This window comes from Cobetia sp. UCD-24C (genome assembly GCF_001306765.1).
GTDB lineage: Bacteria > Pseudomonadota > Gammaproteobacteria > Pseudomonadales > Halomonadaceae > Cobetia > Cobetia amphilecti.
On sequence record NZ_LJTD01000005.1, the window covers coordinates 77,062 to 103,579 of the forward strand.

Consider the following 26,518-nt stretch of genomic DNA (forward strand, 5'->3'; position numbering starts at 1 on the left):
TGACATGACATCCCCGACACGCGAGTCACATTCAGCGCCACTGCATGCCCCCACCGCCAGACTCGACGGCGAGCCATCCGGGACGCCCGCGCACTCGGCAAGCTGGCTCAGCAAGATCGGCTGGCTGGTGGTGATCTGGGGAGGCAGCGTCAGCGCGCTGGGACTCGTCTCTCTGGCACTGCGACGCTTCATGCAGGCCGCGGGCCTTACGCCCTGACAGCAGTGAAAGAAGACATGACGTAGACACAAAAAGACGCCGGAGCAGCGAATGCTTCGGCGTCTTTCTTGTTGGCCTGGGGGCTTGGTGAACCGATGGACCTCAATGACCAGTCAATGCAGGGCGCAAACGTGACGGGACACTCCCTCACCCGCATCCCGGTGGCTTTAGACATCAACCTCCAGTGCGGCATAGGCGACCATCTCGACCAGCATCTCTTCGCGTGCAAACCCGGAGACGATGATGGCAGCCCGATTGGGATAGGGCTCACGCACATATTCTGCATAGAGGCTATTCACTGTCGCCAGGTGCTCGCGATCAGTCACATAGATCAGCACCTGAGTCAGCGAGGAGGCGTCACCACCGGCGCATTCCAGGGTATGAATCAGATTATCCAGCGTCTGGCGGGTCTGGGCAGCAATCCCGCCCTCCACGACATTGCCGGCGGCATCGATCGGAATCTGGGCAGTGAACAGGATGCCATTGCCGACACTCGCCCATGACAGGGGTGCACGAGAAGCAAAAAGATCGGTCTTGACGGGATGAACCATGGGTATTCCTCGAGAATCTTTCGATGCCGCACTCCATGACCCGCCGGCGCAAGAGCGGCGGATCATGGAATGATGGGACGTATTGAGAGGCGAGAGGTCAGTCGTTGTCGGTGGAACCGGCGCCGGCACCACTGCGAGAATCTTCCGTTGCCTCGACCAGCAGGCGTGTCGAGAGTGCTTTCAGGCGTGACCAGAGTTCGTCATCCACCTCGATGCCTTCCTGCATGGCTCGTTGGCGACAGGCGAGCAGCTTCGACTCTTCATGACAGGCCAGCAGGTCGACGTCATAGTCGGAGCGAAGGGATGGCAGCAGGTCGACATGGTTGGCCATCACCAGCGTGATGCCATCATTGGGCTCATTTTCTTCTGGCACTTCACGCACGGCATAGACCCGTATCTCGGGGACCGAGCTGTTGGCTCTGAAGCCCACGACCTGCTCGATCATGGGGCAGCCGACCGCCTCTTCCACATCCTGGGCGTTGCGCCAGAAGGCGGTGACATTCATGCCGCGCCCCGCGAGGCGCGCCAGATAACCCATGATCAGCTGCCGATTGTGGCAATGCTGGATCTTGATGACGGCGAGGCCACGCGCACGTGCCTTGGCGAAGCCGAGTTCCAGCGCCAGCGATGAGCTCTTCAATACGCTGTGACCGTGGCTGTCGAGTACCGCAAGGTCGCCATCGGCATAGACGATCTCCGGCGGACGCTCATCGGTATCCTCCAGCAAGAAACGCAGTCCGCGATTGAGCGCCGCCAGCCCTTCCAGCTCATAGAGCTGCATCCAGGCCACCATGTCGGCGGCGTCACCGGCGTCACCGTCTTCAAAGCCCATCGCCTGAAAGGCCTTGCGACACAGTCCGTGAAGCTCGTTGTAGGAGACCTTCATGACATTCCTCCCACTGTCGTGGTATTGCCCTGCCGAGGGTCGGCGGTCATCTCTGGCAGCACCGTGCGCGCAATCTGCGGAGCCAGCGGGAAGCTCCAATCATCAAATGCGACAGGATCCTGCGGCTCGGCGTTGAGTTCCTCCACCAGCGGAGCCCCCTGGAAGAGCGTGATACGCACCCAACGATCAGACTTCGGATCGAAACGACTGGCACCGAAGAACGACAACTTGGTCCGCAACAGGTGCATGGGCTTCATGTCGCGCGCCCACAGATTGGCGCGTATCTCGCCGAAACTCGTGCTGGCCATGCTCTGAATGCGGCGAACGATATCCTTGTGACGCGGGCACTGGATCAGGAATTCCACCACCAAGGCACGAGGGTGATCTTCCAGGTACTGATTGATCGCCGCATGGGTATCAGCGACACGCGGGGCAATCGCCAGCTTCATTTCCTTGTCGGCACCTGCCTCCCTGTCGCGGACTCCCAGACGGGGCTCCTCCTTCTCGACCGAGCGATACCAGAACCAGTGGCGATTCTCGGCGAGTGAAAAATCGACGCGCAACGCCCAGTCGTAGTGCGTTTCGATCACCTGCTTGAGGTGAACCAGCGGCATGTCAGGGGTCAGTTCCAGGCTTTCCTCCACCGCCATCAGGTCCTCATAGCGGTCGACGATGCTCGGGTACAGTTCCAATAGCAGGGTGTTCACCAGCTCCTGAGCCTCGAGCCCATGCTGCTGGTGACTCCAGTCGATCAGCTCCTGCCAGAGCTCCGGCGACAGCGGCACGAGCTCGAGCCAGGTCATCAGCTCAGGCAACGACGCCACCGTGGCCTGGTTGCGCTGGGTCTGCTCGTGATCGTCCGTGACCGTCTGGCGCAGATGAGTCTCGGCGCGCTTCAGGAGTGCCAGCAGACGTGAACGCTCCTGCTCTCCCGGTGCCTGTGCCGTTACCTCGGCAAGCGCCAGTTCTCGGCTTTCCACCCAGCGCTGTACCAACTGCGGATGATTGATCAGGAACGGCGCCATCCCGAGGCCGGTGGAGTTGCCGATGCCCAGATAGCGCTTCAATGAGGTTGCCAGAGGTGCGGCGGTCTCGGGTGCCTGGGCACGGGCCATGTGCTCTATCTGCTGGATCGAGAAGTGACGCAGCAGATAGACGCCCAGCATCTGGGCAGAAAATGGCCGATGGAAATCCGCGTTGTCCTTGAGACGGTCATAGTCCGCGATGCCGAACTTGCCATTGCCATAGACGGCCGTAGTTCGATACAGATAGCCGACCCGGGTCAGCCACTCAGGATCAGGTTGCTGGCCTGCACTCAGCGCCTCCAGGAAGCTTGCGAAGTTACGCAAGCTGCGATTGGCACGCGAAAGGACCAGCAGTCTGGGATGCTGGCGCCCGGCTTCCTGCAACGGCACATTGGCCGCCATCTGCTCGAGAAGCGCATCATCCACATCCCCCTCCACTACGCCGAAGGTGACATCCCAGGCCTCGGCGATGACGCGGTCAGAACGTGCGGAATCCTCAAGCGCCTGAGAAAATATGACGCCGTGATAGCGCTTGCTGGGCGTCTGCAGGCAGTAGATCGCCACCCCGTGACCAAGGGCACCCAGTTCAAATCGGGTCGTGGTGATCTTCCATTTTTCATGTGCCATCTGGCGCACCAGACTTCTCACGAAACTCAGGCGACTGGCATGCAGGCTGCCGAGACGCTCCAGCTGCATCACATCGTCCGGTGCCCGCAGTCGCAGACGTTGCTCGGTGGATGAGAGGCGCGCGCCCTGGTGATTGCGAGACATATCAACGCTCTCCTGCGTCTTCCGGGGCCGGCATGGCTGACCGCTGGCTGGTGATTCCCTGCGCACGTGCCATCGCGAAGGCTGATTGAGGTCCTGTCCACAAGGAGGGCAGCAGCACCAGCGAGACAGGGATGGCCGTGATGACGATGAACTGCTGAAGCGCACTGATCTGACCGGCCCCCATATAGAGGAGTATCGCAGCCATCAACGCCATGCTGATGCCCCAGAAGGCACGCACCAGCGGGCTGGGGTCATCGTGTCCGGCACTGACGACAGCGATCGCGTAGCTCATCGAGTCACCGGTGGTGGCGACGAAGATGGTGGTCAGCGTCAGGATGGCAGCTGCCATTGCGGTCCCGCCGGGCAATGCCTGCGCCACGGTGAGGGTCGCGACATCGAACTGGAAGTTGTTGAGTGCTTCGGTGAGGTCGATCACGCCGGTGAACTGATAGAAGATGCCCGCCCCGCCCAGCAGGGTGAACCAGACAGCGGTGGCCAGTGGCGCCAGTACGGCAACGGTCAGGATCATCTGACGGATGGTTCTGCCCTTGGAGATGCGCGCCACGAAGATCGCCATCAGCGGGCCATAGCCGAGGAACCAGGCAAAGAAGAACACGGTCCACCACTGCATCCACCAGTCTGGAGCGCTCTGTGCCGTCATGGTCGACATGGTGAAGAACGAGCTCAGATACTCGCCAAAGCCCTGGGTGAAGGCATTGACCATGAACAGGGTCGGCCCGAAGACAAAGATTACCGCTGCCACGCCCAGCGCCAGGAAGACGTTGAAGCGCGACATGATCTGGATGCCCTTGTCGATGCCGGTCACGGCCGAGGTCACATAGATCACCCCGAGCACTACCAGCACGCTCAGCTGCGTCGAATAGTCATTGGTCACGCCAAAGAGCTCATGCAGGCCAAAACTGACCTGGGTGGCCAGAAAACCGATGGGGCCCACCGTTCCTGCCACCACGGCGATGACGCACATGGCATCCACCACGCCGCCCAGCTTGCCCTTCATGATCTTCTCGCCGAACACGGGATACAGCAGCGTTCTCGGCTGCAGGGGCTGACCCTTGTCGTAATGGGCATGCGCCAGCACGATGGCGGTCAGGCTGCCCAGGATGGCCCAGGCGAGAAAACCCCAGTGCATGAAGGATTGCGCCAGTGCAGGCGCGATGGCGTTCGCAGTACCCGGTTCGGTATCAAAGGCAGGCGGCGTCACCAGGAAGTGGTAGACCGGTTCGCCGGCAGCGAAGAAGACCCCGCCTCCCGCCAGCAAGGTGCACATGATGATCGATACCCACTTGAAGGTGGATAGCTCAGGCGTTCGCGTGCCACCGATACGGGCACTGGCTGCAGGGGTAGCGGTCAGCCCCAGGGCAATGAAGAAGGTGAGCAGCAACAGCATCTGGAAGTAGCTGCCCAGTGTTCTGGCGGTCCAGGCAAAGCCGGCACTGATGGCTTGCGCGACCCCTTCAAGATCAAACAGGGACAGGCCGACGAACAGCAGTATGAAGCCGATGCTGCAGGTCAGAACGACAGGGTCACCAAAGCGGTACTGACCTTGTGGTAACGCATCCGACGTGGCAGACGTCGTGGTCTTGCGAGATGAAGTCATGTGGCATTCCTCTGACGAGCTCTCGTCATTGGCAGGCATTTATTATGGTTGTTGGTTGCCGAGCGATACCCTGAGGATTCCTGGCTCGGCACAGGTGCCATGGCATAGCGTTACGGCGATCAGGCAGGCGCGGTCTCCTGACGGGTCGCGGCGCGCTCGAGGAGCGCGACCCAGTTCATGCCCATGACGCCGGCCACTTCGTCCTCGGACATGCCGACCTTGCGCAAACCGGCAATCAGATTGGGGAAGTCACGACTGTCTCGCAGCCAGGACAGCGGACGCGGCCAGTCAGCGTTGCTGGCACTGCCTTCACCGTAATCCATGTCCTTGGACCAGCGACCATTGCGCATCCACTCCAGAATGGACACCGGCTGGTTCTGGCACAGGTCGGTGCCGATCCCCAGGTGCTCGATGCCCATCAGGTCTGCGGTTCTGGCGATCATTTCGCAGTATTCGGTCAGGGTACAGTCGGAGCCATTGCGCAGGTGGAAGGGATACGCCGAGAACCCCAACAGCCCATCACTCTCCGCGATGGCCTTGAGCACCTTGTCGGACTTGTTGCGCTTTGCCGGATGGAAGCTTTCCGGGTTGGCGTGGGAAATGATCACGGGGCGCTCGGATATCTCGATCGTCTCGAGCGTGGACCGCTCTGCGCTGTGCGACATGTCGATGACCATGCCGACGCGATTCATCTCACGGATCACCTGGCGTCCGAAGCGTGTGATCCCGCTGTCTTCCGCCTCATAACACCCGCAGGCCAGCAGACTCTGGTTGTTGTAGGTCAGCTGCATGATCATCAACCCGAGGTCACGCATCACCTCGACCATGTCGATATCGTCCTCGATGGGGGAGCAGTTCTGCGCCCCCAGGATGATGCCGACACGCCCACTGGCCTGCGCAACCGCGATGTCCTGCGGCACATGCACGGGCATGATCAGATCAGGCCAGGCCTCGAAACGGCGATTCCACTCGCCTAGACGCGACAAGGTCTCTCGCGTCGTCTCGTGGTACACGAGGGTGGCGTGCACGGCGTCCAGCCCGCCTTCACGCATCTGTTCAAATATCTCGCGTGACCAGTTGGAATACTGCAGGCCATCGATCGTCAGCATTGTCTTTGACATGGGGCCTCCTCACGCCTTGATGTAGCAGGTCTTCACGATGGTGTAGAACTCGCGCGCGTATCGCCCCTGCTCACGAGGCCCGAAGCTTGAAGCCTTACGTCCGCCGAAGGGCACGTGGTAATCGGTCCCCGCAGTCGGCAGATTGACCATCACACAGCCGGTCTCGGCACGCGCCTTGAAGCTGCTGGCCAGTTTCAGGGAGTTGGTGATGATGCCCGCCGTGAGCCCGAAGTGCGTGTCATTGAGCACATTGATGGCCTCTTCTGCGTCGCTCACCTTGATGACACAGGCGATGGGACCGAAGATCTCCTCGCGATTGATAGCCATGTCGTTGCTGGTACCCACCAGCAGCGCCGGGCTCATGAAATAGCCGTCGGTCGCGCATTCCACACGCTCGCCGCCACAGACCAGCGTTGCCCCCTCTTCCTGCGCGCGTTGCACCCAGGACAGGTTGGACTCGAGCTGTCTGGCATCGACAGCCGGCCCCATGTGCACGCCCTCTTCCAATGCATGACCGACACGTACCTGAGACAGTCGCGCAGCTAGCTTTTCCACGAACTCGTCATGGACCGATTCCATCACGATCAGCCGCGAAGATGCCGTGCACTTCTGGCCAGTGCCTGAGTAGGCACCATTGAAGGCTGCCTCGACGGCCAGCTCCATGTCAGCATCATCGGCGATGATCAGGGCGTTCTTGGAGCCCATCTCCAACTGGCATTTCACCAGATTGGCAGCAGTGGCTGCCGCCACTCGACGGCCCACTTCCAGAGAGCCAGTGAAGGACAGGGCATGAATGTCAGGACTGGAGATCAGCGCATCCCCGATGCTGCTGCCCGGGCCCATCACCAGATTGAAAGTGCCTGCCGGGAGTGACTGGCGATGGATGATTTCGGTCAGCGCCCATGCGCTCGCAGGGACCAGATTGGCCGGTTTGAAGACGACCGAGTTGCCGAAGGCCAGCGCAGGCGCAATCTTCCAGACCGCAGTCGCCATCGGGAAATTCCAGGGGCTGATCACACCCACGACACCGACGGGCTCCCGGCGGACCTCGATCTCAACACCAGGGCGCACAGAGTCTGCGCGTTCATCAATCTGGCGCAGCACTTCAGCGCCGTAGTAATGGAAAAACTGCCCGGAGCGATGCACCTCACCCACTCCCTCCGCCAGGGTCTTGCCCTCTTCACGCGCCAGCAACTCACCCAGTTCCGCCTTGCGGGCAATTAGCTCATCACCGATGGCCATCAACACGGAATAACGTTGCTCAAGACCTGACGTGGCCCATTGTATCTGGCCGCGTTTGGCCGCCTGGATGGCATCGGCAACTTGACCGACACTGGCCTGCGCATAATGGCCGATGACATCACGGGTATCGGACGGATTGAGATTGGCGATGCTGCCCTGACCTGCGACCCACTGACCATCGATGTAGAGATCGTGAGCAGCGGCGTGAGTGGCGGTAGTGGTGTGGTGTGACATGTAAACCTCCTTGAACGCGGTGACAACAGACTAGGAGGACCAGAGAGATAAAGATAATCAATAATAAATACCCTATGATAAATTTCCCTTACCATCATGAAGAGGATCGACGCAATGGTCGCAGAGCTGAAGATCACGCCGCTGCGCTATGTCTTGGCAGTGGTAGATCACGGTGGCTTCCATGCTGCCTCTCGTTATCTGCATCGCACGCAGCCCGCCCTGTCGATGGCCATCCGCGAGCTGGAAAACCGTCTGGGGGAAGCACTGTTTGAAAAGGGAGCCAAGGCGACTCTGACGCCCTATGGCAGCTACTGCGTGCCGCGCTTTCGGGAGCTGATCAATCAGCATGATCGTCTGAGTCGCGAGCTACAGGCGCGCGCCGCCAAGGAGGCAGGCCAACTGGACATGGCAGTGGTGCCCTCAGTGGCCAGCCGGCTGATGCCGAAACTCCTCTCCGAGTTCGTCAGTCGTTATCCCGGGATCAAGGTCGGCCTTCATGATGGCAACGCCGATTTCGTGCGCGAGCAAGTCATCAGCGGTCAGGTCGATATCGGCATCACCAGCTTGTGGGGAGTAGAGGAAGAACTGCGCTTTCATCCGTTGTTTCATGACGAAGTCGGCGTGGTATGCCGTGACGATCACCCCTTTGCCGAGCGACAGACCCTGACATGGCAAGCACTGGAGACCGAATCCCTGATCGGCAATGGCACCTCGCGGCTGTTGCAGGGCACAGCGGCCGAGTCACTGCTTGAGATGCACGCCTTGTATATCTCCAACATGATTTCGCTGACAGCCACGCTGGTCGCCGGGATGGGGATCACGACGCTGCCACGCCTGGCGTTTCCGCAGGAATATGAACGCCTGCGGTTCATTGAGCTCGCTGAACCACGGGTCAGTCGCGAAGTGGGCCTGATTCGCCGCAAAGGCGCCAGCTTGTCGCCAGCGGCACAGGCCATGGAGAGCTTCATCATTGAAAGCCTCGGCGCCGAGCGATGAGCCCTTCCTGCCCCGTCGCCTGAGCCTTGGCCTGTGCCTTTCAATCGTGACGCTGTCGCTCATGGGATGTCGACTCGGGTGGCGGCCATGCGAAGATAACGCTTTGAAACGCTCAGGGCGTTACCCCCGCCAGGTTTTGACAGGAGACATCCTTGTATTCGATTCGTCTGTGGGCCGCACGTCACGCGCGACTGCTGGAGCTCACCTATCAGGCTGTCGAGCCGGTGATCATCAAACTACAGCCGCTGTGGAAGTCCATCGGTTACGCACGCGCCGAGAAGCCCGTCGCCAGACTGGAGCAAGCCTGCAAGGGCTTGCTGTTTGATTGCCAGATGTGTGGCCAGTGCATTCTGAGTTCGACCGGCATGTCCTGCTCAATGAACTGCCCCAAGCACCTGCGCAACGGCCCCTGCGGCGGTGTCATGCAGAATGGCAACTGTGAAGTCGAACCGGACACGCGCTGCGTGTGGGTGGAAGCCTGGGAAGGCAGCCAGCGGATGAAGGACAGCGACGCGATCCAGATCGTGCAGTTGCCGGTGGACCATCGCCTGCAGGGCACCTCATCCTGGCTGCGCGTGGCCCGGCAAGCCGCTGAGCGTCGAGAGAGCCTGAAATGACCTCCATACTCACCATCCCCGACAGCCCCCAACTGCCACCTGCCGAGCGCGACGGCAACATCGGTCACCTGGAGCGAGTGCTTCGCAGCGGTCAGTTTGCCGTCACCGCCGAGCTGGCGCCGCCCGACTCGGCCGACCCACAGGAGGTGCATGCGCGCGCGCAGTTGTTTGCCGGCCATGTGGATGCCATGAACGCCACCGATGGCTCAGGTGCCAACTGTCATATGTCGAGCGTGGCGATGTGTGCCCTGCTGGCCCGTGAAGGCCATGAGACGGTGATGCAGATCTCGTGTCGTGACAGAAACCGCATCGCCATTCAGGGCGATGTACTGGGGGCTACGGCGCTGGGCATCCGCAACCTGCTGTGTCTGACCGGGGATGGCGTGCAGGTCGGGGATCACCCCGAGGCCAAGCCGGTGTTCGATCTCGACTCCCTGTCGCTGCTGGAAATCGTCGCCGGACTGCGTGACAAGCACGCCTTCGCAAGCGGCCGGTCACTGACCTCTGCCCCCAAGGTATTTCTGGGTGCTGCCGCCAATCCCTTTGCCCCGCCTTTCGCATTTCGCCCTCATCGTCTGGCCAAGAAGATTGCCGCCGGCGCCCAGTTCATCCAGACACAGTACTGCTTCGACCTGCCGCGCTTTCAGGACTTCATGCATCGTGCCCGTGATCTGGGACTGCTGGAGAAATGCTTCATCCTGCCCGGCGTCGGCCCGCTGGCCTCGGCACGCACCGCTGAGTGGATGCGACGCCATGTTCCCGGCGTGCATATCCCGGATGACGTGCTCAAGCGCTTGAAGGGAGCCCGGGATCAGAAGGCGGAGGGCCGTGATATCTGCATCGAGATGATCCAGCAGCTGCGTGAGATCGAGGGCGTCAGCGGCGTGCATATCATGGCGCATCGTCAGGAAGCCTTCGTGCCCGAGATCATCCAGCGCGCGGACATTCTGGGGGCGCGTATACCATGGACACCCGAGCCTCGCCCAACCCCTTCTCCGTAAACCCGCTAGCCTGTGATTGATAGCGTCAAACTTCAGGAAGCAATGACAGGGTGATGACCAACAACAAGATTGATATCCGCTCGGGCACCCTTGTCGATATCGCGTTGGCGAGGCTGGTGGCGGCGTTCGTGTTCTTCTGCCTGATGCCTGTTCAGGTTTTGGCCTACGGCCAGTACTACCTCAGGAAGCCGACAAACGATACGAGATGCTGTCAAATGAATCATCTGATACCCTGAATAGGTATCAGATGAAGTCACGGGAGAGAGCTATGCAAGCCGCTATCAAAGAGTATCGCCCAAAACCAGCCGCTCGGAAGGACGACTTCTGGAGGGTTCTGGGTCTTCCCTCGCGTGGAGCCAAGCTGCATGAAGCGCTGAGTGCCGGCATCTCGTACAAAGTCTATACCAAGCTCACCGAGGCCTCCGGGCTTGAGAGCAAGGAGTTGGCACGGTATGTGGTCATTCCTCCGGCAACCCTGAAGCGTCGTGCCGATACTGGCTACTTCAAACCTGCCGAGGGCGATCGGCTTTACCGTTTCGCTGAGGTGTACAAGAGCGCGGTGGACCTGTTCGAAGGCGACAAGGCGAAGGCGAAAGAATGGTTGCTCAGCCCCGTGCGTGGGCTGGGGGGCCGTCGACCGGTCGAGATGGTGGCTACCACTGCTGGCGCCGAAGCCGTTCTAGATCTGATCGGCCGGCTTGAGCATGGCGTCTTTGCATGACTGTGGTGCGCGGTTATCGGCTCGTTAAGCGGAAGTGGCTAAAGACAGCCTTTGATGGGGAAGGGGCTCGGCTGTACGGCGGGCGCTGGAACAGCAAAGGTAAGGCCTGTGTGTACCTCGCGAGCACAGAGTCATTGGCCATGCTCGAGGTGATGGTTCACCTGGAAGACAATCAACTGCTGAAGGAGTATGCGCTCCTGGAGGTGACATTCCGGGAGGAGGTACTAATGCAGCTCCCGGAGGACGTTCTGCCAGCAGATTGGCGAGCTGAGCCGGCGCCACCCTCCACAGCCGAGATCGGTGACGACTGGCTTGAGGGACAGTCGAGCCTAGTTCTGGCGGTTCCGAGTGTGGTCGCGCCCCGAGAAACGAACTACCTCGTTAATCCAGAGCACCCCGCTTTTCTGGCGCTGGCCCAGGGTGCCGAAGAGGTCGATTTCACTCCAGATCGTCGTCTGTAGTGCCCGCTCCTCCGTGTCAGCGCTTCCCTTGGATAGGGAAAGCCGTGTGTTGCCCTTTCTTTCTGTCAGGAGCGCTATTGCCTCGCTCCTTCGCCCCTCTGACACTGTCTGCCTGCACAGCACTCGAGAGAGAGACGTTGCCCTTCCAACATGATGACGCTACCCCTTGCGGAGTCGAAATGCTGGGGCAGTCGCCTAGCGATTCTCGCTATACCCTGCCGTTGATGGCTGGGGAGGTTCGGGACGGGTTTCCACCCACGCGGATGCGGCACTTGATCACGTCCTGGGCCCCACCGAACACCTGATCCCTCACCCCAGCGCCAGCGACTTCTGTCGAGCCAAGGGCGACAGCATGTTGGGCTATAGCATTCATGATTAGGTTTTGCTTAGCGATGACAAATCGCTGGTGGCTGTAACAAGCGACATCATTGTGGTTGCCCTCGACAGTGAGCTGACCTGCAAGCAGCTGGATCAATGACATGGCCAGCCGGCGTTGCTGTCGGGGGGGGGGCCCCGAGCACCAGCCTATCACGCTGCGTGGCGGAGAGTTTAAGGCTTGGGCATAGTAACCCACACATCCATTATCGCCGTCGCCGAGGCCGAATGATCGGGTTTCAAAAATGCTTGTAGCCTTACCGAGAGGGCCATGCTGCTTTGGAGCAATCATCAATACCGACACGGGCCACGTCACTTCTCATGAGACCTCTGCTACCGGCGTTGTAAAACTCACCTTGATCCAGTCCATCAGTGCCTGTTTGGACGCAGAGTGCTCATCGGGATTTACGTCGATCAATGCGTACCCGCAATCGGTACTCAGCCCAAATTCCTCCAGCGCGATCAGGACGCCCGATGCCAACGCTTCTTCACACAGGCCCTGCCAGCCAAGTGCGACCCCCTGTCCTGCGGCGGCGGCCTGCAAGAGCAATGGGTAATTGTTCAGTGTCAGTTCGCGTTGCCCGCCATCCCCATGAATGCCCTGCGCGGCGAGATAGGTCGGCCAATCCATCCAGGCCTGGCCCTGTTCCGCCGTCAAGGTGAGCAGGGGCAAATGGCTGAGTTGCTCGAGGCTCTCGATCGGGCCGTGCCGCTCCAGGAATGCCGGACTGCAGACAGGAAAGACGCGTTCGCGCAACAGCCGTGGCTGGGGGTCATCAGCCCCTCGAAACAGGATGGCGACATCCATCTCCTGCATTGAGTGATCCAACACGCCCTGATTGGTCATGAAACGCACATCAATGCTCGGATTCAGGCGCCGGAATTCCGTAAGGTGCGGCATCAACCAGGCACTGGCGAAGGCAAAGTCCGTCAGCAGATTGAGCGGGCCACAGGTCTGCGGGTGCTGAATATGATTGATGCTCTGCTCGATGACATCGAAGCCTTCCGTCACACCCTTGAACAGCTCCTCACCGGCCTCTGTCAGACGCACCCCGCGATGCACCCGCCGAAAGAGCGCGACGCCCAACGAGGATTCAAGCGCCTTGATCTGCTGACTCACGGCGGACTGGGTGGAGCGCAATTCCTGAGCGGCACGCGTGAACGCCAGATGACGAGCCGCCACCTCAAATACACGCAATAGATTGGGTGACACATGCCGGCCGATGTTTGCCATAAACTCTGCTAATACCTCGAATTAAAAAACAGCCAGTTTACAGGTCATTGGCCACCAGTGAGACTCGCTCGGTGCATTGCCCCCCCCGATGCGACATGTCCCACATCCAATAATAAGCCAGAGGCCTCAAGATGACTCGACAGCCCAATATCCTGTTTCTCATGGCAGACCAGATGACTGCTTCCTGCCTGCCCTTCTACGGTCATCCGCTGGTCAAGACACCGCATCTTTCGCGCCTGGCAAGCCAGGGTGTCGTCTTCGATGCGGCCTACTGCAACAGCCCCCTCTGTGCTCCGTCACGCTTCACGCTGATGACCGGCCAGCTGCCCTCCCGCATCGGCGGCTTCGACAATGCAGCCGACCTGGCAGCCGACATTCCGACCTTCGCTCATTACCTGCGTGATGCCGGCTACAAGACTGCTCTCTCCGGCAAGATGCATTTCTGCGGCCCAGACCAACTGCACGGGTTCGAGCAACGCCTGACCACCGATATCTATCCGGCCGACTATGGCTGGTTCGTGGACTGGGAAAACTTCGACAAGCGCCCGACCTACTATCACAACATGTCATCGGTCATTCAGGCCGGGCCTGCCGTGCGCACCAACCAGCTGGACTTCGATGATGAAGTCGCCTTCCGCGCCCGTCGCTATCTCTACGATCAGGCACGCAGCGCCGACGAACGGCCTTTCTGCCTGACTGTCTCGCTGACGCACCCGCACGATCCTTACGCCATCCCTCAGCAATACTGGGACCGCTACCGGCATGAAGATATCGACATGCCGACGCTGACCTACCAGTCCGCGCCATGTGACCCGCATTCCGAACGCCTGCGTTACGTCTATCAGATGCAGGAAGGTACGGTGAACGAAGCGCAGATCCGCAATGCCCGGCATGCCTACTACGGCGCCATCAGCTACGTGGACGATCAGATCGGCACCATTCTGGCGACGCTGGAAGAGACGGGGCTGGATGACAACACCATCATCGTGTTCTCGGGCGATCACGGCGACATGCTGGGAGAACGTGGCCTCTGGTACAAGATGAGCTGGTTCGAGAATTCCGCCCGTGTGCCGATGATCGTGCATGCCCCCAGCCACTTCAGCCCCGCGCGGGTCAGCGCCTGTGTCTCGACCATGGATCTGCTGCCGACCTTCGCCGAGCTGGCCGGCCACGGCACACCGCCCGATTACGCCGCACCGCTGGATGGCCGCAGCCTCGTGCCACACCTTGAAGGCAAGGAAGGCCATGACGAGGTCATCGGTGAGTACATGGGCGAAGGCGCGGTGGCTCCGCTGATCATGATCCGTCGCGGCTCCTACAAGTTCATCCACTCTCCCGCCGACCCTGACCAGCTCTACGACCTGTCTCATGACCCGCTGGAAGTGGAAAATCTCGCCGACTCCCCCCTGACTGCCGAGCTCATGGCAGAGCTGCGCGCGGAGGTCGCCGAGCGCTGGGACATGCCGCAACTCCATGAAGCGGTCCTGGCCAGCCAGCGCCGTCGGCGTCTGGTGTCACGTGCCCTGTCCAGGGGCAAGACCACCGCCTGGGATCACGACCCACAATTCGATGCCAGCACTCAGTACATGCGCAATACCATTGATCTCGATGACCTTGAGCGCCGTTCACGCTTCCCCGAAGCCCCTGCCTGCTGATGGCCAAACCACGCTGCTGGCAACTCACTCACCTCGTTCATTTTCTTCGGGAGCTTGAGCATGACACCAAAGGATGCAGCGCATCATGTCGCGCATGATGCGCCCCAGACAGACTCGGGTAGCCACCTGAATCATGCGGTCTTTCGCTACTCTCTGATCGCCATCGTACTGCTCGTGGTCTACGCCATGGGCTTCACGGAACAGGCCACCGCCTTCTTCAAGCATTGCCTGGACTGGATCGGCAACACTTTCGGCTGGTACTACATGCTGGCCGTCACACTCTATGTCGTGTTCGTGGTCGGTATCGGCTTGTCCCGCTTCGGCCGCATTCGACTGGGGCCAGACCACTCACGGCCAGAGTTCTCGACGCTTTCCTGGTCGGCCATGCTGTTCGCGGCAGGTATCGGTGGCGCCATTCTGTTCTTCGTGGTCTCCGAACCACTCTCACACTTCCTGACACCGCCAGGCGGTCCCGGGACCAGCGAAGAGATGCAGCGCCGTGCCATCGTGCAGACCTTCATGCACTGGGGCATTTCCGGCTGGGGCGTCTTCGTGGTGATGGGCATGGCACTGGCCTATTTCAGCTATCGCCATCGACTGCCGCTGGCCATCCGCTCAACACTCTTCCCGCTGCTCGGCAAGCGCATCTATGGCCCCATCGGCAACGCGGTGGACATCACCGCCGTTCTGGCCACCGTCTTCGGCATCGCCACCGCCCTCGGAATTGGCGTGATGCAGATGAACTACGGTCTGAACTATCTGTTCGGTGTCGGTGAAGGGCTGGTCTCGCAGCTTCTGATCATCATCATGGTGATCGTACTGGGCACGCTTTCGGTGATCTCCGGCGTAGAGAAAGGCATCCGCAGGCTATCGGAACTGAACCTGCTGCTGGTCGGAGGACTGGTACTGTTCGTGATGCTCCAGGGCCCCACGCTGCACCTGCTCAATGCACTGGTGACCAATGTCGGCGACTATGCCAGCGCCTATCTCGGCCTGAGTTTTGAAACCTACGCCTATGCCCCCGACAAGCAGCCCTGGTTCAACAGCTGGACCATCTTCTTCTGGGGCTTCTGGATTTCCTGGGCACCGTTCGTCGGCCTGTTCCTGGCGCGTATCTCGCGAGGACGCACCATTCGCCAGTTCGTCGCCGGCGCTCTGTTCATCCCGCTGTCCTTCATCATGATCATGATGAGTGTCTTCGGTAACTCGGCCATCGAGCTGGTGCAGTCCGGTGTCGTGGAACTGGGCGAGCAGGCACTCAATACGCCGCAGACCAGCATCTATACCTTCCTGGAACAACTGCCCGGCGTGGGCTTTACCGCCAGCCTTCTGACACTTCTGAGCATCGTGTTCTTCGTGACCTCTGCCGATTCCGGCGCCCTGGTACTCTCCAATTTCACCTATGTGCTGCGTGACGTGAACCACGATGCCCCCATCCGGCTGCGCATCTTCTGGTCCGTTGTCATCGGTGTGATCACCATTGCGCTATTGATGGCCGGTGGCCTGCAGACACTGCAAAGCGTTGCCGTGATCACGGCTCTGCCATTCTCTGCGGTCATTTTCCTGGTGATGATCAGCATGTACCGCGCGCTCAGCATCGAAAGCGACAAGGCCGAAGCGCGCCAGATGGTGTCCATCGTCAGCGGTGAAGACAGTGACTGGCGTGAGCGGCTATCACGGACATTGGATGGCTCGACACGACATGGCGCTGCCAGCCTGCTCAAGCATTCGGTACGCCCGGCATTGCAGCAGCTGGCCAGCGAGCTGCAGGCTCATGGCCATCAGGCCTCGGTCACGGAGCGCGACAGTGAAGAAATAGAAGGTGGCTGCCCGACGCTGCAGGTCGATTTCCCCGGTGCCCCCAGCTTCCTGTATCAGGTGCGTCCATGCCGCATGCGGACTCCCAGCTTCCTGCCTGCGGACGATGACTACTACCTGCGCCTGGATGTGCATCTCGCCGAAGGCGGCATCGGTCAGGACCTCAATGGCTTCACACGCAATCAGGTGATCCATGACGTGCTGAATGAATATCAGCGCCACCTGCTGTTCCTCAGCCAGGTCGATGCCACCCTCAACCTGGCCAATATCCCGGGGGGACACATGATGAATGAGCCGGTCGATGACACCTCACAGCAACCGGTATCGGGTGCGCAATCTCCCTCAGCACCACTGGCAGGACGCACCTGATATTCGCGACTCCATCAAGCGTCTTTCAACGACAATGCTACTGGCATGAAAACGATACGGGCACCCTGATCAGGGTGCCCGTTTCGTTTTCATTTTCGCGTATACGACTCACGTTGGCATGTAGTTCATATGCCCGTATCGTCTCTCATTACGATAGGCCAATCTTCCCCGAGAGTCGGTATTTTCCGCCGGCAAGATACTCGAAAAGTGAGTCATCGGCACAAGCTGACTGCTCAATCAGCGGTCGCTGCCTCACGCGCTGTCGCGACATCTGAATCGGCGCCAACCTCAGGGCTGACCTCAGTGCCAACCTCAGCGCTCGCCTCCAGCGCCCCGACTTCCTCAAGCTTGCCCTTGCCGGTGACGATGGCTTCCAGATGATCGCAGAAGTCACTCAGCGCATCGCTGACATGGCCCGGCGAGCGATGAAGCTCGATTTCCACATGGCCAAGCGGTGGCAAGCCTTCGTCATCGCCGACGATTCGACAGCCGGAGGGGACGCTGCGCGGGGTCTTGACGGTCAGTGCCAGCCCGGCCTTCACCGGCAGATTGATGCCCGTCGGTGACTGGCTCGAGTAACGCACGTCCCACTGTCGGTCGTCCCGGCCCAAGGCGGCGAAGGCATGCGCGCGGAAGATGCAGCCTTCCGGATTGAGCGCGAGCGGCAGTACCTCCCAGTCTGCAAGCGATTGGTCCTCGGCGACCACCCACACCATGCGCTCGCGCCCCAACAGCCGCCCGGTCTGGGTCGGCCCGTGACGCACCACCAGCACGGCGTCCAGCAAGCCTTCCTGAAAATCATGCACCAGCGAGGCGCTGATCTTGCAGGTCACCTCCAGGCGCACTTCGGGGTGATCCGCGGCGAAGCGTGACAGCAATTCGGGCAGGTAGGTACTGGCCTGTTCCTCCGACGTGCCCAGCCGGATGAGCTCATTCTTGCGATCGACCCCGAGCACCTGCCGCGCCTCGTCCTGCAGCTTGAGAATGTGCCGCGCATAGGGCAGCAACCGCCCTCCCGATGCCGTGAGTTCTACCCGACGGCTGGTGCGGGACAGCAGCGCCCCGCCCATCTGATCCTCCAGCCGCTTGATCTGCAGGCTGACGGCAGACTGGGTGCGATGCAGCACCTTGCCGGCGGCACTGAACCCTTCACATTCGGCCACCGTGACAAAGGCACGAAGCAGGTCGGTATCCATGATCTATGAGCCCTCGCAATGCATTTGATCTTGACCATTCATTTCTATTATCAAAACACGCCCTCTAACCTATTCCTACGTTATTTAGCGATCAGGGAACAGGAGGCCGGGCATGAACGCAATCCAGCAGCAGGACAGTGATACCTCTCTCGATGGGCTGATAGATCTTGAACACTATCCCATCCATCGACTGTCAGAAGCGCGGGGTCGCGAACTGATGCGCCAATGTCGCGAACAGCTCGCGCAGGATGGCTGCGTCGTGCTGGAGGGCTTCGTGCCGCAGGAGGCGCTGGCCCGACTGGAGCAGGAAACGGAGCGTCTTTCACCGCTGGCGCACTATAACCAGACTGTCACCAACCCCTACAACAGCGACGGTGATGACTCACTGCCTGCATCGCATCCGCGCAATCGCTTCGATGATCGCACCAACGGTTTCGTGGCGGGCGATCGCATCGGCTCGGACACCCTGATTCGCCAGGTCTACTCGCATCCCGATTTCCAGCACTTCATCGCCAGCGTCGTCGGCATGGACGACATTCACCAATATGCCGACCCGCTCGCGGATCTGGTCGTCAACGTGCTGCGCGATGGCTGCCAGCATCCCTGGCACTACGACACCAACGAATTCATCGTCACCATGATGACCCGCAAGTCCGATGCGGGTGGCCGCTTCGAATACGCCGCCGGTATCCGCAGCCCCGAGGGCGAGAACTTCGAGGGCGTCGAGAAGGTGCTCGACGGAGACCGCTCGCGCCTGACCGCCATCGACCTGAAGCCGGGCGACCTGCAGATCTTCTTCGGTCGCTACTCCCTGCATCGCGTCACCCCGGTTCGCGGTGCGCGAGAACGCCATACCGTGATCTTCGCTTACGCCAAGGAGCCCGGCTTCATCGGTCGCCCTGAGCGCGCCCAGCGAATCTTCGGCCGCATGGCGCCTATCCACGAGCGCCTGCTCAAGGAAGGCATGCAGCGCAGCGACAACCTGGCGGACTGACATGCCCGAGCCCGGCGCGTCCTGTCCTCTACCAGCTCTTGTACCAGCGCCTGTGCTAGTCCTTTTTCCAGCGCCTTTCCTGACCTTTTCACCAGACCGTGAGCCGAGACCAACCATGAGTATCGTCGACTTTGAACGCCTGACCGACAGTGAACCCGCAAGCTTCCCTATCGTGCCGTCCGCGCCAATGGCCAATGGCGACAGCATTCCCACGGCCTTTGACCCGGTGCAGCTGCGCGGCGGTCGTCTGGCTCGCCTGCGCGCCATGATGGCAGAGCAGGGCTACGCCGCCGTGGTGCTGTTTGATCCCAACAACCAGCGCTATGCCACCGGCTCGCGCAACATGTTCGGCTACTTCCTGCGCAACTCCACCCGATACATCTACGTGCCCCTCGAGGGGCCGGTGATCCTGTTCGAATATCCCGGCAGCGCCCACGTCTCGACCTGGCTTGAAACCATCGATGAGGCGCGCACGTCCAAGGTGGTGTGGTCCGCCGTCAACCAGCGCGACAACCTCTCGAGCGACCCGTTCGGCATCGAGATTGCCCAGCTGATCGAGGAGCATGGTGGCGGCAATCGCAAGGTCGGGCTGGACCGCTGCACCCTGAATCTGGCGCGCTCGCTGGAAGCGCAGGGACTTGAGGTCTTTGACTGCATGCAGGACACCCTGCATTGCCGTCGCCTCAAGACGCCTGAGGAAATTGCCTGCCTGGCCCAGTCGATGGCCGGAAGCGAAGCCGCAGTTGCCGCCGTGGAAGCCGCCATCAAGCCCGGCGTCACCGAGAATGAGCTGTTCGCCATCATGTATGGCGATGTCATCCGCCAGGGCGGTGAGTTCATCGAGACCCGCCTGCTGTCGTCCGGGCCGCGCACCAATCCGTGGTTCAACGAGGCCAGCGACCGCGTGATACGCCCCGGCGAGCTGGTCGCGCTGGATACCGACACCATCGGCTGCCACGGCTACTACTCCGACTTCTCACGCACCTTCCATGTCGGGCCGGGCCGACCGACCGCCTATCAGCAGAGTCTGTATCAGATGGCGCACGAGCAGGTGCACCACAACATGTCGATCCTCAAGCCCGGCATCAGCTACCGCGAGATCGCCGAGAGCGCCTGGAAGATCCCCGAGCGTTTCCTCGACCGCCGTTACCCCTCGATCATCCACGGCGTCGGCATGCATGGCGAAACGCCACTGGTCGCACACCACATGGACTTTGATCGCTTCTCCAAGGATGGCGTGCTGGAACCCGGCATGGTGGTGTCGGTGGAAAGCTATATCGGCGAAGTCGGTGCGGCCGATGGCGTCAAGCTGGAGGAAGAGGTGCTGATCACCGAGACCGGCATCGAGAAGATCTCACGCTATCCCTTCGATGAGGCACTGCTGGGGCGTCAATTCTGAGCACTGGTCAATCCAGGCTCACAGCAGCCTCAGCTCAAGACAGCACAAGACAGCGACTTTCTCTGCCCCATTCTCTGCGACTGAACACAAGGCTGAAAACTGACCGATGGATACCCTGACTCACCTGATTGGCGGTGACGCCGTGACTGGCGAACGCACCCTGGATGTGCTCAATCCGGCTACCGCGCAAGCCGTGCGCCGTCTGCCACTGGCCGATGCCGCCATCGTGCAACGCGCGATAGAAACCGCCAGGGATGCCCTGCCCGCCTGGCGCGCCATGCCGCCCGCCAAGCGCGCTCAGGTCATGTATCGCTTCAAGACATTGCTGGAACGGGATGCTCAGGAAATCTGCGCCCTGATCAGTGAAGAGCACGGCAAGGTGCTCGACGACGCCATGGGCGAACTCAAGCGCGGCATCGAGAATGTCGAATATGCCTGCGGCGTGCCGGAGCTGCTCAAGGGCGAGTATTCCCACAATGCCGGGCCGAGCATCGACACCTGGTCAAACCATCAACCGCTGGGCATTGTGGCCGGTGTCACGCCGTTCAACTTCCCGGCCATGGTGCCGCTCTGGATGTTCCCCATGGCGCTGGCCTGCGGCAATGCCTTCATCCTCAAACCGTCGGAGCAGAGTCCGTCGGCGGCCAACAAGATGGCCCACCTGCTGCAAGAAGCCGGACTGCCCGCAGGGCTCTTCAGCGTGGTGCATGGTGATCGCGAAGCCGTCGAGGCGCTGATCGCGGCTCCGGAGGTCAAGGCGATGAGCTTCGTCGGCTCAACGCCCGTGGCGCGGAGCCTCTACGAAGGGGGGACCCGTCAGGGCAAGCGGATCCAGGCGCTGGGAGGCGCCAAGAATCACGCCGTGGTATTGCCGGACGCCGATCTCGACAATGCCGCCAGCACCTTGATCGGGGCCGCCTTCGGCAGCGCAGGCGAGCGCTGCATGGCCATCTCGGTGGCCGTCTGCGTGGGGGATGACACCGCGGATGCCCTGATCGAACGTCTCGCGCCTCAGGCACGCGCCATGAGCATCGGCCCGGGCACCGAACCCGGGCACGACATGGGCGCGCTGATCAATGCCTCGCAGCGCGACAAGGTCGCCGGCTATATCGCGGCAGGCGCCAGCGCTGGCGCTCAACTGGTCGTGGATGGTCGCACTCACCCGCTGGTCGAGAGCTCACCCGGTTTCTTCCTGGGCGCAACGCTGTTCGATCGCGTCACGCCGGACATGAGCATCTACCGTGACGAGATCTTCGGTCCGGTACTCTGTGTGGTGCGCGTGGCAAGCTTCGAGGATGCCATCGCGCTGATCAATGACCACCAGTACGGCAACGGCACCTGCCTGTTCACCCGCGATGGCGAGGCCGGACGCCGCTTCGCCGACCAGATCGAGGTCGGCATGGTCGGCATCAACGTGCCCTTGCCGGTACCGGTGGCCTTCCACAGCTTCGGCGGCTGGAAGGACTCGCTGTTCGGTGACCTGCACGCCTATGGCCCCGACGCCGTGCGCTTCTATACCCGACGCAAGAGCGTGTCCCAGCGCTGGCCGCAGCGCAGTGCTCAGGAAGCCGCTCAATTCAGCTTCCCGTCCTGAGCCGCATTGCCGAAAACGTAAACAAGACCGCAAACAAGACGCCCGCGCCAGAACTCTGGCGCGGGCGTCTTGTTGTCCGACATGCTTATCTGTCTTGCTGCTGGGCTTTCTCAGTGCCTGCCGCTCAGCGCCTGTTGCTCTACACCAATCGCTCAGCGATAGCCCAGCATCAGGTCACGTACCAGCGGCGTGTCGGCGTCGCGGTGTGTCGGCAGCTCGAAGCGGGCCTTGGCGATCGCGGTGCGCGACAGCTCGGCATGTATCAGCATCTCGCGGTCTTCCGCCTGGGCCAGCGTTTCTCCGCGCGGGCCAAGAATTCGTGATCCGCCCCAGAAGTGACTGCCACCCTCGGGCCCGAAGCGATTGGCCATGATGACCGGCGTGCCGTAGGTCATGGCGTAGAACTGGAGATTGATCGCCCAGTTCTGCTCATTGGAGAAATCATCGCTGACGATGCCCGAGGCGGAATTGATCGGCGCGCACAGCACGGTGGGACGCGCGAGCATGGCGGCGTGCACCAGGCCTGGATTCCACAGGTCCGCGCAGATCAGCGAGGTGGCTGACCAGCCTTCGCGCACATCGTTCTGGGTCAGATCGCTGCCGTGGGTGAACAGCTTGCCCTCCTCCAGCCCGCCGTAGGTCGGCAGATTCAGCTTGCGATGCACGGTCTGCAGCGCGCCGTGCTGCAGAATCGCCAGGGCGTTGTAGTACTCCCCCGGACTGGCCTCCTCGACAAAGCCCACCACCAGCTGCATGTCGCCCGCGGCACGCGCGAGCATCAGCAAGCGCGGGTCATGCGGCGGAAAGGCCAGATCAATGACCCGACTGCCCATGCCATAGCCCGTCAAAGACAGCTCCGGGAAGACCAGCAGATCCAGATCGTCATCCCGCGCCTGATGGATGATGTCGAGATGACGTTCCAGGTTGGCCTCAATATCGCCGAGGGTGGCGTTGATCTGGGCCGCGCCAACGTGCAGGTGATCTTGATGGTGCATGGGCATGTCTCGGTAATGAAAAGAGAAGGCAACGAACAGCAGAAGCCAGGGTCAGGGTGAAGGTCAGGTAGAAAACCAAGCAAAAGGCCAGGGCCAAGGTCAGATAGCAGGCCAATGAGAATCAAGCGCCGCGCAGAATGTCAGCCGCGGCCGCCATATTCAAGCCGGTGCGCCCAGCAGCGCCAGCAGCTCGGAGACAGGCCGTGACTCCAGATCCATCACGACATCACGCAACCTGGCTGCGCGATCTCCCAGCACCGGCTCCGCCAGGGCCTGATATTTGGCCAACACCTGAGCGTCCGTCAGCGGCTTGTCCGGATTGCCCAGCGCCTCATGGTCTGCGCTTTCCAGCACAGCACCATTTGTCAGGACGATTCGCGCACGGGCCCACCGCTCGGCAGGGAAGCGGGCATTGAATGCGGCATCCTCCTCGATCATCACCTTGCTCGCCAGCGCCTTGAGTCCGGCATCGTCAAGGGCATCGCAGACGCCTTCCACATCCACGCTGCCCCGCCCCAGGGCACAGGCGACCGACCACGGCAGACTGTACTGCGCCTGCTCCGTGGTGGCGGGGTGCGTGACATGCAGCCGCTTGCCCTCATGGAAGGTGATGATCTCGATACGCGTGATGTCGTCAGGCTCACGAGCGGCGTCCGCCAATGACAGTACCGCCTCGACTGCCGGCTGCGCCCAGCGACACACCGGATAGGCCTTGAAGTACTGCTCGAACAGATAGTGACGCTGGCCGAGGTCCTGCCACAGCGCGGCGACCTCCGGCGCCGTGACCGTCAATGCCGGTGCTCCGGTGAAGCCATCTTCCGCCAGCAACGCCGCCGAGATGCCGGTCATCGCCCCCCAGCCGGAGCCATCCTTGAGCATGGTGGGGTGATCGATGCAGCGCATCATCTGGCTGCGCGGCCCATAGAACTCGGCGATGCCCAGCGCGTGGTGCAACGTCTCACGATCAAAGCCGCGCAGACGCGCAGTCACTGCGGCCACGCCCAGCGCATTCCAGGCCCCCGACGTATGGTAATCGGGACTCTGGGCATGCAAGGCGATGCCCGCGCGCGTGGCGACCTCGTAGCCATAGGCCAGCAGCGCCAGAAACGCATGCCCGCTGAGTTGTCGGGTTTCCGGGAGTGCCAGCAGGCCGGGCAACAAGGCCACCCCCGCATGCCCCTTGGTCAGCACCTGGCCATCGTGGGCATCCAGCGCATCGATCAACCAGCCACCCTGCAGGGCGACACCGCTGGAAGAGGCCGTACCGCTGGCGAACAACAGCGGCAAGTCGCCGCCGTGCTGGCGCGTGACGTAGCGCGCCGCCTTGGCGGCCAGGGGAGTCCGCGTCGCACCTGCCGCGACGCCCAGCAGATCCAGCAGGCAGCGCTTGGCCTGGTGCAGCTGCTCTGTGCTGAGACGGGTCTCGTCATAATCATGGATCAGGGACAACGGCGCAGGCGCCAGGCGATCCTCGGCAGGTGCATGAGAGGTGGGCAAAGCATGAGGGGTGGGTATAGCGTGAGACAGACAATCCGGAGCAGACATGGGACTTCTCCAATTTGGCAGACACGAAAATGACCAACGGGATGGCGGCAGATGTGGGCGAGGCAGACAAGGCCGCCAGAGACGACAAGGCCGCCCGCAGGCGGCCTTGTCGTGCTAGCGTAGCCCCTGAGCCTCGCTATCAAAGGATCAGACGTACCTGAAGGTCACATGAGGCCATGTTCCTTCAGGAAGTCCTCGGCGACCTGCTCGATGGTCTTCTTCTCGACATCGACCTGCGCATTCAGGCTCGCCATGGTGTCGTCATTGAGCTCGGCGGACAGCGCATTCATCTGCGACTCGAGTTCCGGATTGGCCTTGAGCGACTCCTCACGCACCACCGGCGTCAGGGCATAGGCCGGGAAATAGCCCTTGTCGTCCTCAAGCACCGTAAAATCGAAGGCCGGAATGCGGCCATCGGTGGCGAACACCAAGCCGACATCGACCTGACCATCACGCAGGGCCTGGTAGACGAGACCGGAATCCATGCGCTTGACGTCGGCGCGCCCGACACGGAAGTCATAGGCTTTCTGCAGCGGGCGCCAGCCGTCATCACGCGCGTAGAATTCGGCGTTCAGCGCGAAGGACAGACCCTTGTCGTCGTTGACCGCCTGCGCGAGGTCGGACAGTGAAGCGATACCGCGCTCCTGGGCATCCGCCTCACGCATCGCCAGTGCGTAGGTATTGTTGGCCGCTGACGGCTCCAGCCACACCAGGCCCTTCTCGGCGTCCAGCTCCTTGACGCGGGCATAGGTGTCTTCCGGGCTCAGGCGCTCACTGACATCGTTGTAGTTGATCAGTGAGGTGCCGGTGTACTCCCAATAGAGATCGATCTGGCCGTTTTCCTGCGCCTGACGCAGAACGGCGGAGCCCATGCCGGAGCGCTCTTCCACCTCATACCCCAGGCCTTCCAGGTACTGCCCCGTCATGCTGGCGAGAATCTGTTGTTCGGTGAAGTTCTTGCCACCCACCACAATCTCTTCAGCCTGCGCCGTGGAAAGTGAAGCGGCCAGTGCCGCGCCGGTCAGCAGAGTCGTCAAGGTCTTCATGGTGTTCTCCTATCCTGTGAAATTTCAGTCCAGCCGGTTGTTGTTGTTCAGGTCGTGCAGTCTGTCACCACGCGCCGAGCGGGTCGGCGCGTGGGTCTTCGTTCATGCTCGCGCCGGGTTGACGCCTCGCGGCACCACGAGGAAGGCCACGAAGGCCACCAGCACATCCACCCCGATCGCCAGCAGCGCCGTGGGAATGGCGCCGGACAGCATCATGATGGGGTCATAGAGGTCGATCCCGGTAAAGATCAGCTCCCCCAGTCCACCGGCGCCGATCAGGAAGGCCAGCGGTACCGTGCCGACATTGATCGCCAGTGCGGTGCGAATCCCGGCGAACATCACATACAGCGCATTGGGCAACTCGACCCGCACCAGACGCTGGAGAGGCGACATGCCGATCCCGGCTGCCGCTTCCTTCAAGGCCGGTGACACGCCCTTGAGCCCCGTGTAGGTATTGCGGGTGATGGGCAGCAGGGTCGCGACGAACAGCCCGAAGACCGCCGGCACGGTGCCGATGCCCAGAAAGCTCATCGACAGGGCCAGCACCGCCAGCGTCGGGATGGTGGTGCCCACGTTGAGCACCTGCATGGCGGATTCGGCGTAGCGCGTCATGCTCGGTCGCGACAGGATGATGCCCAGCGGGACCGCGACCAGGATGGCCAGCCCGCCGGACAGCGCCGTCAACCAGAGGTGCTGTACCGTCAGAAACTGGATGTCGGGGATATAGAAGAGGAACTCTTCGATCACGCCACTCGACTGGCTCCAGACCCCGGCAATGAAGATCGCAATTACGGCCACCAGCCGTAGCAAGCCCGTCAATTTCATTGTCGGCATGGG

The 26,518-nt window shown here is 61.3% G+C and carries 24 protein-coding genes; 12 read left to right on the forward strand and 12 right to left on the reverse strand.

What is annotated here, in order from left to right; all coding sequences use genetic code 11:
* Window positions 1–4 precede the first annotated feature (4 nt).
* Entirely contained in the window at window positions 5–217 is a 213-nt protein-coding gene (locus AOG28_RS09040; RefSeq protein WP_054556191.1) for a DUF2474 domain-containing protein, read from the forward strand.
* A 167-nt stretch (window positions 218–384) separates the two neighbouring features.
* Here AOG28_RS09040 and AOG28_RS09045 read toward each other — a convergent pair whose 3' ends face one another.
* The 6 genes from AOG28_RS09045 to AOG28_RS09070 all read right to left on the reverse strand — a co-directional run bounded on the left by AOG28_RS09045 (window position 385) and on the right by AOG28_RS09070 (window position 7,665).
* The gene (locus tag AOG28_RS09045; RefSeq protein ID WP_054556192.1) at window positions 385–768 is read right to left on the reverse strand and encodes a RidA family protein; all 384 of its coding nucleotides are present in this window, start codon (window positions 766–768) and stop codon (window positions 385–387) included.
* A 97-nt stretch (window positions 769–865) separates the two neighbouring features.
* Complete coding sequence (locus AOG28_RS09050; RefSeq protein WP_054556193.1) at window positions 866–1,654, reverse strand: DUF3726 domain-containing protein; 789 nt, start codon at window positions 1,652–1,654, stop codon at window positions 866–868.
* Window positions 1,651–3,450, reverse strand: coding sequence for a hypothetical protein (locus AOG28_RS09055; protein ID WP_200906766.1), 1,800 nt, complete (start codon window positions 3,448–3,450; stop codon window positions 1,651–1,653). Before AOG28_RS09055 ends, AOG28_RS09050 begins: the two co-directional genes overlap by 4 nt.
* Before the next feature lies 1 nt (window position 3,451).
* Entirely contained in the window at window positions 3,452–5,068 is a 1,617-nt protein-coding gene (locus tag AOG28_RS09060) for a BCCT family transporter (RefSeq protein ID WP_054556194.1), read from the reverse strand.
* Between the two features lie 119 nt (window positions 5,069–5,187).
* A complete protein-coding gene (locus tag AOG28_RS09065) occupies window positions 5,188–6,189 on the reverse strand; it encodes a membrane dipeptidase (protein WP_200906767.1) in 1,002 nt (333 codons plus the stop codon).
* A gap of 9 nt (window positions 6,190–6,198) precedes the next feature.
* A complete protein-coding gene (locus AOG28_RS09070) occupies window positions 6,199–7,665 on the reverse strand; it encodes an aldehyde dehydrogenase family protein (RefSeq protein ID WP_054556196.1) in 1,467 nt (488 codons plus the stop codon).
* Window positions 7,666–7,779: 114 nt separating this feature from the next.
* Between AOG28_RS09070 and AOG28_RS09075 the strand changes: the two genes are divergently transcribed.
* The 6 genes from AOG28_RS09075 to AOG28_RS09100 all read left to right on the forward strand — a co-directional run bounded on the left by AOG28_RS09075 (window position 7,780) and on the right by AOG28_RS09100 (window position 11,461).
* On the forward strand, window positions 7,780–8,661 hold the full coding sequence (locus AOG28_RS09075; RefSeq protein ID WP_054556197.1) for a LysR family transcriptional regulator: 882 nt from the start codon (window positions 7,780–7,782) through the stop codon (window positions 8,659–8,661).
* A 152-nt stretch (window positions 8,662–8,813) separates the two neighbouring features.
* A complete protein-coding gene (locus AOG28_RS09080) occupies window positions 8,814–9,278 on the forward strand; it encodes a methylenetetrahydrofolate reductase C-terminal domain-containing protein (RefSeq protein ID WP_054556198.1) in 465 nt (154 codons plus the stop codon).
* Complete coding sequence (locus AOG28_RS09085; protein ID WP_054556199.1) at window positions 9,275–10,279, forward strand: methylenetetrahydrofolate reductase; 1,005 nt, start codon at window positions 9,275–9,277, stop codon at window positions 10,277–10,279. Before AOG28_RS09080 ends, AOG28_RS09085 begins: the two co-directional genes overlap by 4 nt.
* A gap of 53 nt (window positions 10,280–10,332) precedes the next feature.
* A complete protein-coding gene (locus tag AOG28_RS09090) occupies window positions 10,333–10,515 on the forward strand; it encodes a hypothetical protein (RefSeq protein ID WP_054556200.1) in 183 nt (60 codons plus the stop codon).
* A gap of 32 nt (window positions 10,516–10,547) precedes the next feature.
* A complete protein-coding gene (gene parS / locus AOG28_RS09095) occupies window positions 10,548–11,000 on the forward strand; it encodes a type II RES/Xre toxin-antitoxin system antitoxin (RefSeq protein WP_054556201.1) in 453 nt (150 codons plus the stop codon).
* Window positions 10,997–11,461, forward strand: coding sequence for an RES family NAD+ phosphorylase (locus AOG28_RS09100; protein WP_082388599.1), 465 nt, complete (start codon window positions 10,997–10,999; stop codon window positions 11,459–11,461). Before parS ends, AOG28_RS09100 begins: the two co-directional genes overlap by 4 nt.
* Window positions 11,462–12,155: 694 nt before the next feature.
* On the opposite strand, the gene AOG28_RS09110 is transcribed toward AOG28_RS09100, so the two are convergent.
* Entirely contained in the window at window positions 12,156–13,070 is a 915-nt protein-coding gene (locus AOG28_RS09110) for a LysR substrate-binding domain-containing protein (protein ID WP_054556203.1), read from the reverse strand.
* Window positions 13,071–13,201: 131 nt separating this feature from the next.
* Here AOG28_RS09110 and betC point away from each other — a divergent pair, with 131 nt between their 5' ends.
* Both betC and betT read left to right on the forward strand, forming a co-directional pair.
* Window positions 13,202–14,725, forward strand: coding sequence for a choline-sulfatase (gene betC, locus AOG28_RS09115; protein ID WP_054556204.1), 1,524 nt, complete (start codon window positions 13,202–13,204; stop codon window positions 14,723–14,725).
* A gap of 60 nt (window positions 14,726–14,785) precedes the next feature.
* On the forward strand, window positions 14,786–16,912 hold the full coding sequence (gene betT / locus AOG28_RS09120; protein WP_082388601.1) for a choline BCCT transporter BetT: 2,127 nt from the start codon (window positions 14,786–14,788) through the stop codon (window positions 16,910–16,912).
* A 233-nt stretch (window positions 16,913–17,145) separates the two neighbouring features.
* On the opposite strand, the gene AOG28_RS09125 is transcribed toward betT, so the two are convergent.
* Window positions 17,146–18,108 (reverse strand): LysR family transcriptional regulator, encoded by a 963-nt coding sequence (locus AOG28_RS09125; RefSeq protein WP_054556205.1) that lies wholly within the window; start codon window positions 18,106–18,108, stop codon window positions 17,146–17,148.
* Window positions 18,109–18,220: 112 nt separating this feature from the next.
* Between AOG28_RS09125 and AOG28_RS09130 the strand changes: the two genes are divergently transcribed.
* The 3 genes from AOG28_RS09130 to AOG28_RS09140 all read left to right on the forward strand — a co-directional run bounded on the left by AOG28_RS09130 (window position 18,221) and on the right by AOG28_RS09140 (window position 22,095).
* On the forward strand, window positions 18,221–19,102 hold the full coding sequence (locus tag AOG28_RS09130) for a HalD/BesD family halogenase (RefSeq protein ID WP_054556206.1): 882 nt from the start codon (window positions 18,221–18,223) through the stop codon (window positions 19,100–19,102).
* A gap of 115 nt (window positions 19,103–19,217) precedes the next feature.
* Entirely contained in the window at window positions 19,218–20,501 is a 1,284-nt protein-coding gene (locus AOG28_RS09135) for a M24 family metallopeptidase (RefSeq protein ID WP_054556207.1), read from the forward strand.
* 106 nt (window positions 20,502–20,607) lie between these two features.
* Window positions 20,608–22,095 carry a CoA-acylating methylmalonate-semialdehyde dehydrogenase gene (locus AOG28_RS09140; RefSeq protein WP_054556208.1) on the forward strand — a complete coding sequence of 496 codons (1,488 nt, stop codon included), beginning with the start codon at window positions 20,608–20,610 and terminating at the stop codon, window positions 22,093–22,095.
* Window positions 22,096–22,247: 152 nt separating this feature from the next.
* Here the strand turns inward: AOG28_RS09140 and AOG28_RS09145 are convergent, their stop codons facing one another.
* From AOG28_RS09145 to AOG28_RS09160, 4 genes are all read right to left on the reverse strand, one after another.
* Window positions 22,248–23,090 carry a nitrilase-related carbon-nitrogen hydrolase gene (locus tag AOG28_RS09145; RefSeq protein ID WP_054556209.1) on the reverse strand — a complete coding sequence of 281 codons (843 nt, stop codon included), beginning with the start codon at window positions 23,088–23,090 and terminating at the stop codon, window positions 22,248–22,250.
* Window positions 23,091–23,249: 159 nt separating this feature from the next.
* Window positions 23,250–24,635 carry an MmgE/PrpD family protein gene (locus AOG28_RS09150; RefSeq protein ID WP_082388602.1) on the reverse strand — a complete coding sequence of 462 codons (1,386 nt, stop codon included), beginning with the start codon at window positions 24,633–24,635 and terminating at the stop codon, window positions 23,250–23,252.
* Between the two features lie 164 nt (window positions 24,636–24,799).
* Window positions 24,800–25,681 (reverse strand): glycine betaine ABC transporter substrate-binding protein, encoded by an 882-nt coding sequence (locus tag AOG28_RS09155; RefSeq protein WP_054556210.1) that lies wholly within the window; start codon window positions 25,679–25,681, stop codon window positions 24,800–24,802.
* 102 nt (window positions 25,682–25,783) lie between these two features.
* On the reverse strand, window positions 25,784–26,515 hold the full coding sequence (locus AOG28_RS09160) for an ABC transporter permease (RefSeq protein ID WP_054556211.1): 732 nt from the start codon (window positions 26,513–26,515) through the stop codon (window positions 25,784–25,786).
* Window positions 26,516–26,518 lie beyond the last annotated feature (3 nt).